This window comes from Variovorax sp. 770b2, assembly GCF_900115685.1.
Classification (GTDB): Bacteria; Pseudomonadota; Gammaproteobacteria; order Burkholderiales; family Burkholderiaceae_C; genus Variovorax.
The window spans coordinates 340,365-353,857 of sequence record NZ_FOXJ01000005.1; the positions used below are offsets into that span (position 1 = coordinate 340,365).

Below are 13,493 nucleotides of genomic sequence, written 5' to 3' on the forward strand. Positions count from 1 at the left end.
GCCGGCGCAAGGCGGGCGGGCGTTGGATGCTATGGGAAAACGACTGTCAGGCGAAGACGCCGGCCGTGTCCTGCATGCGCGCCGACACTTCGCCCAGGTGGTGCAGGGTGTCGCCGAAGGTCAGCTCCAGCTGCGTGAGCTTGCGGAAATAGTGGCTGCCGATGTACTCGTCGGTCACCCCGATGCCGCCATGCAGCTGCACCGAGTTCGCGGCCACGTAGCGCATCGACGTGCCCAACTGGTACTTGGCGCGCGCCAGCGCCTGGCGCCGCTCCTCGGCCGGGGCGTTGAGCTTGAGCGTCGCGTAGTAGCTCATCGAGCGCGCGAGCTCCAGCTGCATCTTCATGTCGGCGACGCGATGGCGCAGCGCCTGGAAGGTGGAGATGGTCACGCCGAATTGCTTGCGCTGGTTCATGTACTCGACGGTGAGGGCGACGGTCTTGTCCATCACGCCGACTGCTTCGGCGCAGGTGGCGGCAATGCCGACGTCCACCGCGTATTCCAGCGCGGCCAGGCCATCGGCCGTGACCAGCGTGGCGTCGGCCTTGTCGAACACCACCTCGGCCGCGCGGCCGCCGTCCTGCGTGCCGTAGCCGCGGGCTTCGACGCCGCTCGCGCTGCGCTCGACCAGGAAGAGGGCGATCTTGCCGTCCAGCTTGGCCGGCACCAGGTACGCATCGGCTTCGTCGCCCACGGGCACCACGCTCTTGGCGCCGGTCAGGGAATAGCCGTCGCCCGTCTTCGCGGCGTGGGCGTCGCACACGTCCAGGCGATAGCGCGCCTTGCGCTCCTGGTACGCCAGCACCACGATGGCCTGGCCGCCGGCGATGCGCGGCAGCCAGTTGTCCTTGGTGCTGCCGTCGGCATAGCCGCTGAGCACCGCGCCGGCGATCAGCGTCTGCGCGAAGGGCTCCAGCACGATGCCGCGGCCCAGTTCTTCCATCACGACCATGCCGGCCACCGGGCCCATGCCCAGGCCGCCGTCGTCTTCGGCGATGTACAGGCCGCCCAGGCCCAGCTCGGCCAGTTCGTCCCAGGCCTCGCGCGAGAAGCCGCCCTTGGCCTCGATGCCGCGGCGGCGCTCGAAGTCATAGCCCTTGTCGACCCACTTGCGAACGGCGTCGCGCAACTGTTCCTGGTCGTCGGTGAAATTGAAATCCATGTTCTTGTCTCCTCAGCCCAGGACCGTCTGCGCGACGATGTTGCGTTGCACTTCGTTCGAACCGCCGTAGATGGTGGTCTTGCGCATGTTGAAGAAGGTGGACGTGAGCGGCGCGATCGCCGGATTGCCGCCCGGGAAGTTGCCCTGCCAGCCGGCTTCCATCGCCTCGCGGATGAGCGGCAGCGCGTAGGGGCCGCCGGCCAGCATCATCAGTTCGCTGTAGCGCTGCTGGATCTCGCTGCCGCGGATCTTGAGCAGGCCCGCCACGTCGAGCGAATTCTTGCCCGAGGTGGCCGCCGACAGCACGCGCAGCACCATCATCTCTAGCGCGACGATGTCGACCTCGAGCTTGGCGATCTCGTCGCGGAAGCGCTGGTCTTCGTAGACGCCTTCGCTCTTGGCGATGCGCTTGAGGCGCTCGAGTTCGCGCTTGGCGCGGTTCACGTCGGCGATGTTGGTGCGCTCGTGCGAGAGCAGGTGCTTGGCGTAGGTCCAGCCCTTGTTCTCCTCGCCGATCAGGTTTTCGGCGGGCACCTCGACGTTGTCGAAGAACACTTCGTTGACTTCATGGCCGCCGTCCAGCAGCTTGATCGGGCGCACGGTGACGCCGGGCGACTTCATGTCCAGCAGGAGGAAGCTGATGCCCGTTTGCGGCTTGCCTTCGTTGCTGGTGCGCACGAGGTTGAACATCCAGTCGCCGTACTGGCCGAGCGTGGTCCAGGTCTTCTGGCCGTTGACGATGTACTTGTCGCCCTTGCGCTCGGCCTTGGTCTTGACGGAGGCGAGGTCGGAGCCCGAACCGGGTTCGCTGTAGCCCTGGCTCCACCAGACTTCGCCGCTGGCGATGCCGGGGAGAAAGCGCTTTTGCTGCTCGGCGTTGCCGAAGGCCATGATCACCGGGGCGACCATCACGGGGCCGAACGGAATGATGCGAGGCGCGCCGGCGAGGGCGGTTTCTTCCTCGAAAAGGTGGCGCTGGATGGCGGTCCAGCCGGGGCCGCCGAACTCGGTGGGCCATCCGTAGCCCAGCCAGCCCTTCTTGCCAAGAATCCTGGCCCAGTTCTGCAGATCGTCGCGCGTGAGTTCGAGCGCGTTGTGCACCTTGTGCGAAATCTCTTTGGGGAGGTTTTCCTTGACCCAGGCGCGAATCTCTTCGCGGAACTTCTGTTCTTCGGGCGTGAAGCTCAAATCCATGCGTGCCTCGCTGTGTTGATCGGTCACCGCAGACGCGGTGTGTCTCCGGAACGTCGGGTTTTAGCACGGTCGTGCTGTGATCCGGTGTCCGCGCGGCGACAAGCATGAGCCCCCGGCTTTTCACTTCGCTTTGCTCCGTGCAACTCGCGACGCCCGAGGGGGCTGCGCGGCTCGCCTTGGCGCGGCGCGGCGGCGGCGGCCGTCGCCCACGGATAATTCCGCCCTCCCATGAAGAACATCGTGATCCTGATTTCCGGCGGCGGCTCCAACATGGCGGCCATCGTGCGTGCCGCCGAGCGCGACCGCTGGGCCGAGCGCTTCGGCGCGCGCGTGGCGGCGGTCGTGAGCAACAAGGCGGAGGCCGGCGGCCTTGCGTTCGCCAAGACGCACGGCATTGCCGCTGAAGTCGTCCCGCACAAGGAATTCCCCACCCGGGAGGCCTTCGACGAGGCGCTGGCAAAGGTCGTCGACGCGCATTCGCCCGCGCTGGTGGTGCTGGCGGGGTTCATGCGCATCCTGACGCCGGGCTTTGTGGGGCGCTATGCGGGGCGGCTCGTGAACATCCACCCCTCGCTGCTGCCGGCCTTTCCGGGCCTCCACACCCACCAGCGGGCCATCGACGCCGGCTGCAAGGTGGCCGGCGTGACCGTGCATCAGGTCACCACCGAACTCGACCATGGGCCCATCCTCGCGCAGGCCGTGGTGCCCGTGCTGCCCGACGACACCGCAGCCACGCTGGCGGGCAGGGTGCTGGCGCAGGAGCATCAGTTGTATCCACGCGCCATTGCGGGATGGCTGGCAGATACATCACGTCACATTCGTAAATTTTGATTATATTGACGGGTTTTCGGGAGCTCGAAGTGAGGAAGAAAACCCCATCGCTGCTGGCCGCCGTTGCCGGCGCCGCCGTTCTGGCGGGCTGTGCCGCACCGGCGTCCGCACCCGCTCCCGCCGCGCGGGCGGAGCCCGTCTACCAATGCAATGCCGATGGCGCCAGGTTCGCGGTCGGCCAGCCCTTGACGCCGCAGCTCGAGGCCGCGGCCCGGGTCCGGTCCGGCGCAGGGATCGTCCGGGCGCTGAAGCCGGGCGAGGCGGTCACGATGGAACTCAACGGCGGGCGGCTCAACCTGGATGTCGATGCGCGCAACCGCGTGACCGACGTTCGCTGCGGTTGACCCGGCTCCCGTCAGCCGGGCTGGATCGGCGTGAACCTGCGCCGCATCTGGCCGTCGATCTCGATCGTTTCGCCGAACATCGCGGCGGGGCGGACCCAGAGGCCGTGGGCCCCATAAAGCGCGCGGTACAGCGTCATGGGTTCCAGGGTCTCGCTGTGGCGCACGGTGCCCAGGACTTCGTATTCACCGCCCTTGTAGTGGCGGTAGCGGCCTGGCGGCGTTTCGATCAGGGGTGGCAGGTCGTTGTCGTTCAACGGGGTTTCCTTCTTTGAAAACGGTCGGTGCTTGATTTGACGGGAGTCGAATGGATCGCGCGGATTTTGTTCACCTGGTTCGACTGAGCGAGCATGCCAGTGCCGACAACAGCGCGCGCTACCGGCGCAGCGTGGCGGCATTCGCCGCGCTCGGCTACCTGTGGGTGCTGGGCTGCCTCGGGCTCTCGGTGGGCATCCTCGTCTGGGTGGGTTCATCGCTCGGGCGCGAACGCTTCAGCGTGTCGCGCGGCTGGCTCCTGGTCTTTGCGCTGGGGCTGCTCTGGGCCACGGTGCGCGCGCTCTGGGTGCGCTTGGACGAGCCGGAGGGCAAGGAGCTTTCGCGCGCCGACGCGCCGGCGCTCTTCGAGGCGCTGGACCGCATCCGCGGCAAGATCAAGGGCCCGCCGGTCCACCGTGTCTACCTGGATGACGACTTCAACGCCAGCATCCGGCAGGTGCCACGCTTCGGCCTGTTCGGCGGCGCGGTCAATTCCTTGAGCATCGGCCTGCCGCTCCTGATGATGCTGAACCGGCAGCGGCTGCTGTCGGTGCTGGCACACGAGTACGGTCACCTGCGCGGCAACCACGGCAAGCTGAGCGCCTGGATCTACCGCACGCGGCTCTCGTGGCTCAAGCTGGATGCCAGCCTGCAACAAGACGAGGGCGTGATGGCGCTGGTGTCGCAGGCCTTCTTCCGCTGGTACTTTCCGCGCTTCGCAGCCAAGACCTTCGCGCTGGCCCGGCAGGACGAATACGAGGCCGACCGCATCTCGGGCCGGCTGCTGGGCAGCGCGGTGGCCGCGGCCGCGCTCACCGAGATCGCGATCAAGGGCAATTGGTACGCCAACGAGTTCTGGCCCTCGCACTGGGCCCGGGCCGAACTGGAGCCCCAGGCCCCGGGACCGTTCGCGGCCCTGCGCAAGCTCGCCCATACGCCGCCGGACGACGCTTTTGCCCGCCAGGCGCTGCGCGAGGCGATGCGACGCGTGAGCGACCTGGACGACACCCACCCGGTGCTGCGCGACCGGCTGGAGGCGCTGGGCCAGAAGGCGGTCCTGCCGCCCTGGTCGGAGCGGCCGGCGCTCGACCTGCTGGCCGACAGCGCGAAGTGGATCGGTCATTTCGACAACCTGTGGCGCCGCGCCCACGCCAGCGACTGGAAGCAGCACCATGCGCACCGCTCGCGCATCCGCGAGCGCATCGCGGTGCTGGCGGCGCGCGGCGAGCGCAACACGCCCGACGAGATGGTCGAGTGGGCCGATTCGGAGCGACGCCTCGATCCGGCGGCACCGGTGCGCGTTCGCTACGAGAGCGCGCTGCGCATCGCGCCGGAGCATCCGGGGGCGCTGCGGGGGCTGGTCCAGATGCTGCCCGAGAGCGACCGCGCCGCCCGCCTCGCTGTGCTGGAGCGGCTGCACCAGTCCGGCGCCGCGAGCCGCTGGTGGGCTGCCAGGAGCGCCGTCGCTTCGCTGGAGGATCCGGATGCCGGGTCGCACGACGAAGAAGCGCTCAGGCTGTGGCGCGGCCGGCTCAAGGAGGCGGAGGAGGCCGAGGCGCGCGCCTGGGAGGAAATCACCGAGACCCCTTTCTTCAGCCAGATCACGCGGCATGACCTGAACGACTACGAACTGGAGGAGCTGAGGGCGGACTTCGTTCGCTGCCTCCCCGTTTCGCGGGCCTGGCTGGTGCGCAAGAGCCTGCGCGAATTCCCGTGGCGCCGCGCCTACATCGTGTTCGTCGAGCTGCCGGGGCAGGACGATGACGACCGCTGGCAGCTGTGCCGCCAACTGGAGCAGACGCTGACCCTGCCGGGCGCGGCGCTGGTGCTCTGGGCCGGCCATTCGCCCACGCTGGCGGACATCGAGCAACACGCTTTCGGGGCGGTCTGGACGCGCGAGGCCTAGCACGGCGACCGCCTGAGACAATCGGGGGATGCACCCCAAAGCCCTGTTGGAGGCCACCGCCGATCTGGTGGGCCTTGTCCTGAAATTCGATCACCCGGCCGACCAGGTCGTTTCCCGCTTCTTTCGCGATCACCGCGAGTTCGGCCCGCGCGAGCGCGCCACGCTGGCCGAGACCGTCTATACCGTCCTGCGCAAGAAGCTCCTGTTCGACCATCTCTCGCCCTCGGGCAGCGGCTCCAAGGAGCGCCGCATGGCGATCCTGGGCTTTTACGGCCCGCGCGATTTCCTGAAAAGCGCGCTCAACGACACCGAGAAGCGCTGGCTCGACAACTGCGATGCCGTCAAGCCGGACGACCTGCTGGAACGCCATCGCCACAACCTGCCGGAATGGCTGGTGACGCCGCTCAAGGCGCAACTCGGCGACGGCTTCTGGCCGCTGGTCGAAAGCCTGCAGCAGCCGGCGCCGCTCGACCTGCGGGTCAATGCGCTGACCGACAAGCGGGCGGAAGTAAAGGCGGAGCTTGCGAAGGCTGCTATCAAATCTGAAGTAACGCCGTTCTCGCCCTGGGGCTTGCGCATCGAAGGCAAACCGGCGCTGACCAAGCTGGACGCGTTCGCCCGCGGTGCCGTCGAGGTGCAGGACGAAGGCTCCCAACTGCTCGCGCTGCTGCTGGACGCCAAGCGCGGCGAGATGGTGGTCGATTTTTGCGCCGGCGCAGGCGGCAAGACGCTGGCCATCGGTGCCACGATGCGAAATACCGGACGGCTCTATGCCTTCGACACGTCGGCGCACCGGCTCGATGCGCTCAAGCCGCGGCTGGCGCGCAGCAAGCTTTCGAACGTCCACCCGGCCGCCATCGCCCATGAACGGGACGACCGGATCAAGCGTCTGGCTGGCAAGATCGATCGTGTGCTGGTCGACGCGCCCTGTTCGGGGCTCGGAACGCTGCGCCGCAACCCCGACCTGAAATGGCGCCAGTCGCCCAAGTCGGTGGAGGAACTGACGGTCAAGCAGACGGCGATCCTGCAAAGCGCGGGCCGGCTCGTGAAGTCGGGCGGGCGGCTGGTCTACGCCACCTGCAGCGTGCTGCCGGAGGAAAACGAGGCCATTGCCGAGGCTTTTGGCGCTGCCAATCCCGATTTCGAGCCCCAGGACGCTGCGGAACTGCTCCAGGGGCTCAAAGTGGAGGGTTTCGAGGCGCTTTGCGCCGGCGGGGCGGACGGGAGGCGCTATCTGCGCCTCTGGCCGCATCGTCATTCGACCGACGGTTTCTTCGCCGCCGTGTGGAACCGCAAATAGGGGCGGGACTCCAAACTAGGGTTAATCAGCGCTTTTCTTGAAGGGTAAACGGCCTCGTTTTGACCCTGTCGCTTTAAAATCGCCGGTTAGCTTAAGGCTGCACCTTCGTGTGGCTATGGAGTACCTGACTCAATGTTGCTTCCTGACTCTGCCGTTCTCAATGCGGCCATCCAATGGCTCGGACACGGCTTGTGGGACATCACATGGTGGCAAGTCGTGTTGTACACGCTCGTCACCACGCACATCACGATCGCTGCGGTCACGATTTTCCTGCACCGTACGCAAACGCACCGGGCCATGGATCTGGGCCCGATTCCTTCGCATTTCTTCCGCTTCTGGCTGTGGCTGGGCACCGGCATGGTGACCAAGGAATGGGTTGCCATTCACCGCAAGCACCACGCCAAGTGCGAAACGCAGGAAGACCCGCACAGCCCGCAGGTCAAGGGCATCGACGAGGTGTTCTGGCGCGGCGCGGAGCTGTACCGCAAGGAGTCCAAGAACAAGGACACGATCGATCGCTACGGTCACGGCACGCCCGATGACTGGATCGAACGCAACCTGTATTCGCGCTACAGCTGGCAAGGCGTGGGCCTGATGCTGGTGATCAACCTGGCGCTGTTCGGCACGCTCGGCATGGCCGTGTGGGCTGTCCAGATGCTCTGGATTCCGATCACCGCCGCCGGCATCATCAACGGCATCGGCCACTACTGGGGTTACCGCAACTTCGAGGCACCCGATGCCAGCCGCAACATCATGCCCTGGGGCCTGATCATCGGCGGCGAAGAACTGCACAACAATCACCACACCTACCCGACGTCGGCCAAGTTCTCGGTCAAGAAGTACGAGTTCGATATCGGCTGGATCTACATCCAGGCGATGCAGGCCATCGGCTGGGCCAAGGTCAAGAAGGTGCCGCCGAAGATGCGGATGGGCGACATCCAGCCCGTGGCCAACGAGAAGACGCTCGAGGCCGTCATCGCCAACCGCTACGAAGTCATGGCCGGCTATGCCCGCGAAATGCGCCGTGCAACCAGCGAAGAGCTGGCCCTGCTGAAGACCAAGGGTGCCGACCTGTCGGTGCTCAAGGCGGCCAAGCGCTGGTTGCACCGTGACGATGACAAGGTGCCCGCGTCGGCCCGCACACACATCGTGCAGGCACGTGCCGCCCACCCGGTGCTTGACAAGATGGTGACGATGCGCGAAGAGCTGCGTCAGCTCTGGCTGAACACCTCGCAGTCGCGCGAGCAACTGGCGGCTGATCTGGCAGCCTGGTGTCATCGTGCTGAGGCCAGCGGTATTGCGGGTCTGAGGGAGTTCTCGACGCGTTTGCGTGCTGCGCGCGCTTAAGAGATTTAGTCCTCAATAAAAAAGCCGACCTCGGGTCGGCTTTTTTGTGCCTGTCGTATTTGCGTGTCGGTATTGCGCAATGGTATCGAGGGCAATGCAAATCGACAGGCAACAAAAAACCCGCTGGGTAAGCAGCGGGTTCTTCTTTGAAAACCAGCGCTGAATTACTTCAGCTTGATTTCCTTGTATTCGACGTGCTTGCGTGCCTTCGGGTCGAACTTCATGATCGACATCTTTTCAGGCATCGTCTTCTTGTTCTTGCTGGTCGTGTAGAAGTGGCCGGTACCCGCGGTGGATTCCAGCTTGATCTTTTCGCGTCCGCCTTTGCTCGTTGCCATGATTCAGCTCCTTAAGCTTGGCCGCGTGCGCGCAGGTCTGCGAGCACGGCGTCGATACCGTTCTTGTCGATCAGGCGCAGTGCGGCGCTCGAAACACGCAGGCGAACCCAGCGGTTTTCAGTCTCGACCCAGAAACGGCGGTATTGCAGGTTCGGCAGGAACCGGCGCTTGGTTTTGTTGTTGGCGTGGGAAACGTTGTTTCCGACCATCGGGCCTTTGCCCGTTACGTCGCATACGCGTGCCATGTGGACACTCTTTCTTGAACAGCTGGCACCGGCGCAATCGTGGCGATTGCAGGTGTTTTGCAGCTTGACCTCGCCAGAAAACGGGTGGCGGTACCCCGGCTTTGCCTGAATATCAGGAGCTCTCGTGAGAGGGCCCTGTTTCGGCAAAGCCTCGGATTATAGCCCTTTTGGGCTGCGCCCGAATTTACAGGGTGCCGTCCTGCTCCAGGAAACGCTGGGCATCCAGCGCGGCCATGCAGCCTGTGCCTGCGCTCGTGATGGCTTGGCGGTACACGTTGTCCTGCACGTCGCCAGCGGCGAAGACGCCCGGAATGCTGGTCATCGTGGCGAAGCCCTGCAGGCCTGAGCGGGTGAGGATGTAGTTGTCCTTCATCTCGAGCTGGCCCTGGAAGATGTCGGTGTTCGGATGGTGCCCGATGGCGATGAAACAGCCCTTGAGATCGATCTGTTCGGTCTCGCCAGTTTGCGTGTTCTTGATCCGGATACCCGTCACGCCCGTGCCGTCGCCCAGCACCTCGTCCAGTTCGTTGTGCAGCTTCAGCACGATCTTGCCTTCGGCGACCTTTTCCTTGACCTTGTCGATCAGGATCGGTTCGGCGCGGAACTTGTCCCGGCGATGCACCAGCGTGACCTTGTTCGCGATATTGGCCAGGTACAGCGCTTCCTCGACGGCCGTGTTGCCGCCGCCGATCACGCAGACCTCCTGCTCGCGATAGAAGAAGCCATCGCAGGTCGCGCATGCGGAGACGCCGCGGCCCATGAATTTTTCTTCGGAATCGAGGCCCAGGTATTTGGCGGAAGCGCCCGTCGCAATGATCAGCGAATCGCAGGTGTAGGTGCCGCTGTCGCCGGTGAGGGTGAAGGGGCGCTTGCTCAGGTCGACCTTGTTGATGTGGTCGAAAACGATCTGCGTCTTGAAGCGCTCGGCGTGTTCGAGAAAGCGCTGCATGAGCTCCGGCCCCTGCACGCCATGCACGTCGGCCGGCCAGTTATCGACTTCGGTGGTGGTCATCAGCTGCCCGCCCTGGGCAATGCCCGTGATGAGCAAAGGCTGCAGGTTTGCGCGGGCTGCATAGACCGCTGCGGTATAGCCGGCGGGGCCGGAGCCGAGAATCAAAACCTTGGCGTGTTGGGGAGCGGACATGAGTAGAAAACCTAGGATATACGCTGCGTCAGCGTGTACATTTTCAGGGTGGTAGCGATATATGTGGAGTATCACCGCCCGGTTCAACACCGGGTGCACGGTGTTTTCAATGCGCGCGATTGTAGTAATCCATTGGCTTGCCTTTTGGACCAACTCCGCGCGCTGTCTCAGGGATTGATAAATGTCGATGCTGTCCAACCTTGAATTGCTTCGGCGCGTTCCTTTGTTCGCGTCGTTGACGGCCACGCAGTCCGCAAGCATCGCGGACGCGATCATCAAGAAGCGCTTCAAGCGTGCCGAAGTCGTGGTGGAGCAGGGCAAGAAGTCCGATGCGCTCTACATCATCCTCACCGGGCGCGCCCGCGTGACCAGTGCCGACAGCCGGGGCCGCGAGGTCATCCTGGCCACGCTGCACCCCGGCGATTACCTCGGCGAAATGAGCCTGATCGACGACGAGCCGCACTCGGCCACGGTGCGTACCGAGATCCAGTGCGACGTCCTCATGCTGGGCCGCGACGCGTTTGCGCGCTGCCTGCCCGAGAACTCCTCGATGGCCTACAACATCATGCGCGGCCTGGTGCAGCGCCTGCGCCACGCCGACCGGAAGATCGAGTCCCTGGCGCTGATGGATGTCTATGGCCGCGTGGCCCGCTCGCTGCTCGAATTCGCCGTCGACGACGGCGCCGGCAATCTCAAGGTGCGCGACAAGATCTCCCGCCAGGACCTGGCAAAGATGGTCGGCGCTTCGCGTGAAATGGTGAGCCGCGTGATGAAGGACCTGGAAGAGCGCGGTTTCGTGCAGACCCTGGACGACGGGTCGATGATCGTCAAGGAACGGCTCCTGACGCTCACATGAGCCTTCGGGCCGGGCGCCGCGGGCGGCCCCGGCCTTTTGTTGTAGTGTTCGGGCGTCCGGCCTCCGATTTACAGGGCCGGGTGCCGTGTTTTTCATGACCTATTCGCTCCATACGCTTCAATCTTCTTCTGCCGCCGATGGGCAACCCGTGCGCATGCGCGCCATGCGCTTCGCCCACGAAATCACGCTGATCGCAGGATTCGCAGCGCTGTTGTTCTGGCTGCTCGCCATGCTGAGCTTCACGCCCTCCGATGCGGCCTGGTCGACATCGGGCACCGGCGGCGAGGTCAAGAACTGGGGCGGCCGCATCGGTGCCTGGCTGGCCGATGGCAGCTACTACGCGGCCGGCTATTCCGTCTGGTGGTGCCTTGCAGCGGGCCTTCGTGCCTGGCTCTCTTCGCTGGCGAACTGGCTGCGTGGCGGCGAGACTGCGCCGGCCGAGCAGCCACCCCGCGGCCGCTTCAACCGCAGCCGCGCGGCGTTCTGGTTCGGTCTTGTCCTCCTGCTGTGCGCGAGCGCCATGCTCGAATGGTCGCGCCTGTACCGGCTCGAATCGCACCTGCCGGGCTCGGGCGGCGGTGCACTGGGCTACCTGGTCGGGCCGGCGAGCGTGCGCTGGATGGGCTTCACCGGCTCGGCGCTGGTGGCCATCGCCGGCGGCGTGATCGGCTCGGCGCTGGTCTTCCGTTTCTCGTGGAGCCTGATTGCCGAGCGCATTGGCGCCCGCGCGTATTCGCTCTTCGAATCGCGCCGCGAAAAGCGCGAAATGGCCGCCGACATCGCCATGGGCAAGCAGGCCGCCCGCGAGCGCGCCGAGGCCGACGAGCCCTCGTTCACGCGCGGCGATTCGGGCAGCAAGGGCAGCGAGCCCGCCATGACCACCGATTTCCCCGACGACGAGGAAATCCTCATCGAGCCGCGCCCCAAGCGCCGGCCGCCTTCGCCGCCGGTGCAGATCGAGCCCGCGATGACCGAGGTGCCCAAGAGCGATCGGGTCGTCAAGGAGCGCCAGAAGCCGCTCTTCAAGGAACTGCCCGACAGCAAGCTGCCGCAGGTCGACCTGCTCGATGCGGCGCTGGTGCGCCAGGAAACGGTATCGCCCGACACGCTCGAGATGACCTCGCGCATGATCGAGAAGAAGCTCAAGGACTTCGGCGTCGAAGTGCGCGTGGTGCTCGCCTCGCCGGGCCCGGTGATCACGCGTTACGAGATCGAGCCCGCCACCGGCGTCAAGGGCTCGCAGATCCTGGGCCTGGCCAAGGACCTCGCGCGTTCGCTCTCGCTGGTGTCGATCCGCGTGGTCGAAACGATCCCCGGCAAGAACTACATGGCGCTCGAATTGCCGAACGCCAAGCGCCAGTCGATCAAGCTGAGCGAAATCCTGGGCTCGCAGATCTACAACGAAGGCAAGTCCATGCTCACCATGGGCCTGGGCAAGGACATCATCGGCAACCCCGTGGTGGCCGACCTCGCGAAGATGCCGCACGTGCTGGTGGCCGGTACCACCGGCTCGGGCAAGTCGGTGGGTATCAACGCCATGATCCTGTCGCTGCTCTACAAGGCCGAGGCACGCGACGTGCGGCTCTTGATGATCGACCCGAAGATGCTCGAGATGTCGGTCTACGAAGGCATTCCGCATCTGCTGGCGCCCGTGGTCACCGACATGCGCCAGGCCGCGCACGGCCTCAATTGGTGCGTGGCCGAGATGGAGCGCCGCTACAAGCTCATGAGCAAGCTGGGCGTGCGCAACCTGGCCGGCTACAACACCAAGATCGACGAAGCCAAGGCGCGCGAGGAGTTCATCTACAACCCCTTCAGCCTCACGCCCGACGATCCGGAGCCGCTCAAGCGCGAGCCGCACATCGTGGTGATCATCGACGAGCTGGCCGACCTGATGATGGTGGTCGGCAAGAAGATCGAGGAGCTCATCGCCCGCCTCGCGCAGAAGGCCCGCGCCGCAGGCATCCACCTCATCCTGGCCACGCAGCGGCCCAGCGTGGACGTGATCACCGGCCTCATCAAGGCCAACATCCCCACGCGCATCGCGTTCTCGGTGGGCTCCAAGATCGACAGCCGCACCATCCTCGACCAGATGGGCGCCGAGGCGCTTCTGGGCATGGGCGACATGCTCTACATGGCCAGCGGCAGCGGCCTGCCGATCCGCGTGCACGGCGCCTTCGTGAGCGACGAGGAAGTGCACCGCGTGGTGGCCTACCTGAAGAGCCAGGGCGAGCCCGACTACATCGAGGGCGTGCTCGAAGGCGGCACGGTCGATGGCGACGGTGACGGCGACCTGCTGGGCGGCGGCGACGCCGAGAAGGACCCGATGTACGACCAGGCGGTCGAGGTCGTGCTCAAGAACCGCAAGGCCAGCATCTCGCTGGTGCAGCGCCACCTGAAGATCGGCTACAACCGCGCCGCGCGCCTGGTCGAGGACATGGAAAAGGCCGGCCTCGTCAGTGCAATGAGCGGCAGCGGCCAGCGCGAAATCCTGGTGCCCGCGCGCGCGGAATAATTGGCGCCACGGGGAGCGGCAATTCCGGTTACTTGCTGAAAGGCAATTTGCAGAAGCGC

General features: G+C 65.4%; 13 protein-coding genes. 7 read left to right on the top strand and 6 right to left on the bottom strand.

Annotated elements, in window-relative coordinates:
* Positions 1-46: 46 nt before the first annotated feature.
* Both BM133_RS25515 and BM133_RS25520 read right to left on the bottom strand, forming a co-directional pair.
* Positions 47-1,162: an acyl-CoA dehydrogenase family protein gene (locus BM133_RS25515; protein ID WP_093440114.1), complete on the bottom strand. Its 1,116-nt coding sequence runs from the start codon at positions 1,160-1,162 to the stop codon at positions 47-49.
* 12 nt (positions 1,163-1,174) lie between these two features.
* Positions 1,175-2,356, bottom strand: a complete 1,182-nt coding sequence (locus BM133_RS25520; protein WP_093440117.1) for an acyl-CoA dehydrogenase family protein — start codon at positions 2,354-2,356, stop codon at positions 1,175-1,177.
* A 228-nt stretch (positions 2,357-2,584) separates the two neighbouring features.
* On the opposite strand from BM133_RS25520, the gene purN reads away from it, so the two are divergent.
* The gene (gene purN / locus BM133_RS25525; protein WP_093440119.1) at positions 2,585-3,187 is read left to right on the top strand and encodes a phosphoribosylglycinamide formyltransferase; all 603 of its coding nucleotides are present in this window, start codon (positions 2,585-2,587) and stop codon (positions 3,185-3,187) included.
* Between the two features lie 29 nt (positions 3,188-3,216).
* On the top strand, positions 3,217-3,531 hold the full coding sequence (locus BM133_RS25530) for an I78 family peptidase inhibitor (protein WP_093440404.1): 315 nt from the start codon (positions 3,217-3,219) through the stop codon (positions 3,529-3,531).
* 11 nt (positions 3,532-3,542) lie between these two features.
* Here BM133_RS25530 and BM133_RS25535 read toward each other — a convergent pair whose 3' ends face one another.
* Positions 3,543-3,785 carry a DUF1653 domain-containing protein gene (locus tag BM133_RS25535; protein WP_093440122.1) on the bottom strand — a complete coding sequence of 81 codons (243 nt, stop codon included), beginning with the start codon at positions 3,783-3,785 and terminating at the stop codon, positions 3,543-3,545.
* A 50-nt stretch (positions 3,786-3,835) separates the two neighbouring features.
* On the opposite strand from BM133_RS25535, the gene BM133_RS25540 reads away from it, so the two are divergent.
* From BM133_RS25540 to BM133_RS25550, 3 genes are all read left to right on the top strand, one after another.
* On the top strand, positions 3,836-5,689 hold the full coding sequence (locus BM133_RS25540) for a M48 family metalloprotease (protein WP_093440124.1): 1,854 nt from the start codon (positions 3,836-3,838) through the stop codon (positions 5,687-5,689).
* Positions 5,690-5,717: 28 nt separating this feature from the next.
* The gene (locus tag BM133_RS25545; protein ID WP_093440127.1) at positions 5,718-6,989 is read left to right on the top strand and encodes an RsmB/NOP family class I SAM-dependent RNA methyltransferase; all 1,272 of its coding nucleotides are present in this window, start codon (positions 5,718-5,720) and stop codon (positions 6,987-6,989) included.
* A 132-nt stretch (positions 6,990-7,121) separates the two neighbouring features.
* Positions 7,122-8,336: a DesA family fatty acid desaturase gene (locus BM133_RS25550; protein ID WP_093440129.1), complete on the top strand. Its 1,215-nt coding sequence runs from the start codon at positions 7,122-7,124 to the stop codon at positions 8,334-8,336.
* Positions 8,337-8,500: 164 nt separating this feature from the next.
* On the opposite strand, the gene rpmG is transcribed toward BM133_RS25550, so the two are convergent.
* The 3 genes from rpmG to trxB all read right to left on the bottom strand — a co-directional run bounded on the left by rpmG (position 8,501) and on the right by trxB (position 10,063).
* Entirely contained in the window at positions 8,501-8,674 is a 174-nt protein-coding gene (gene rpmG, locus BM133_RS25555) for a 50S ribosomal protein L33 (RefSeq protein ID WP_007830291.1), read from the bottom strand.
* An 11-nt stretch (positions 8,675-8,685) separates the two neighbouring features.
* Positions 8,686-8,919: a 50S ribosomal protein L28 gene (gene rpmB, locus BM133_RS25560; protein WP_007830293.1), complete on the bottom strand. Its 234-nt coding sequence runs from the start codon at positions 8,917-8,919 to the stop codon at positions 8,686-8,688.
* Between the two features lie 184 nt (positions 8,920-9,103).
* Entirely contained in the window at positions 9,104-10,063 is a 960-nt protein-coding gene (gene trxB, locus BM133_RS25565) for a thioredoxin-disulfide reductase (RefSeq protein WP_013539843.1), read from the bottom strand.
* Positions 10,064-10,244: 181 nt separating this feature from the next.
* Here trxB and BM133_RS25570 point away from each other — a divergent pair, with 181 nt between their 5' ends.
* A complete protein-coding gene (locus tag BM133_RS25570) occupies positions 10,245-10,919 on the top strand; it encodes a Crp/Fnr family transcriptional regulator (protein ID WP_042580841.1) in 675 nt (224 codons plus the stop codon).
* 94 nt (positions 10,920-11,013) lie between these two features.
* The gene (locus BM133_RS25575; RefSeq protein ID WP_093440132.1) at positions 11,014-13,434 is read left to right on the top strand and encodes a DNA translocase FtsK; all 2,421 of its coding nucleotides are present in this window, start codon (positions 11,014-11,016) and stop codon (positions 13,432-13,434) included.
* Positions 13,435-13,493: the final 59 nt, after the last annotated feature.

Excerpts from the sequence above, each read along its gene's own strand:
- BM133_RS25515 (WP_093440114.1), bottom strand. The coding sequence starts at position 1,162 with ATGGATTTCAATTTCACCGACGACCAGGAACAGTTGCGCGACGCCGTT.
- BM133_RS25520 (WP_093440117.1), bottom strand. The coding sequence starts at position 2,356 with ATGGATTTGAGCTTCACGCCCGAAGAACAGAAGTTCCGCGAAGAGATT.
- purN (WP_093440119.1), top strand. The coding sequence starts at position 2,585 with ATGAAGAACATCGTGATCCTGATTTCCGGCGGCGGCTCCAACATGGCG.
- BM133_RS25540 (WP_093440124.1), top strand. The coding sequence starts at position 3,836 with ATGGATCGCGCGGATTTTGTTCACCTGGTTCGACTGAGCGAGCATGCC.
- BM133_RS25545 (WP_093440127.1), top strand. The coding sequence starts at position 5,718 with ATGCACCCCAAAGCCCTGTTGGAGGCCACCGCCGATCTGGTGGGCCTT.
- BM133_RS25550 (WP_093440129.1), top strand. The coding sequence starts at position 7,122 with ATGTTGCTTCCTGACTCTGCCGTTCTCAATGCGGCCATCCAATGGCTC.
- rpmG (WP_007830291.1), bottom strand. The coding sequence starts at position 8,674 with ATGGCAACGAGCAAAGGCGGACGCGAAAAGATCAAGCTGGAATCCACC.
- rpmB (WP_007830293.1), bottom strand. The coding sequence starts at position 8,919 with ATGGCACGCGTATGCGACGTAACGGGCAAAGGCCCGATGGTCGGAAAC.
- trxB (WP_013539843.1), bottom strand. The coding sequence starts at position 10,063 with ATGTCCGCTCCCCAACACGCCAAGGTTTTGATTCTCGGCTCCGGCCCC.
- BM133_RS25570 (WP_042580841.1), top strand. The coding sequence starts at position 10,245 with ATGTCGATGCTGTCCAACCTTGAATTGCTTCGGCGCGTTCCTTTGTTC.
- BM133_RS25575 (WP_093440132.1), top strand. The coding sequence starts at position 11,014 with ATGACCTATTCGCTCCATACGCTTCAATCTTCTTCTGCCGCCGATGGG.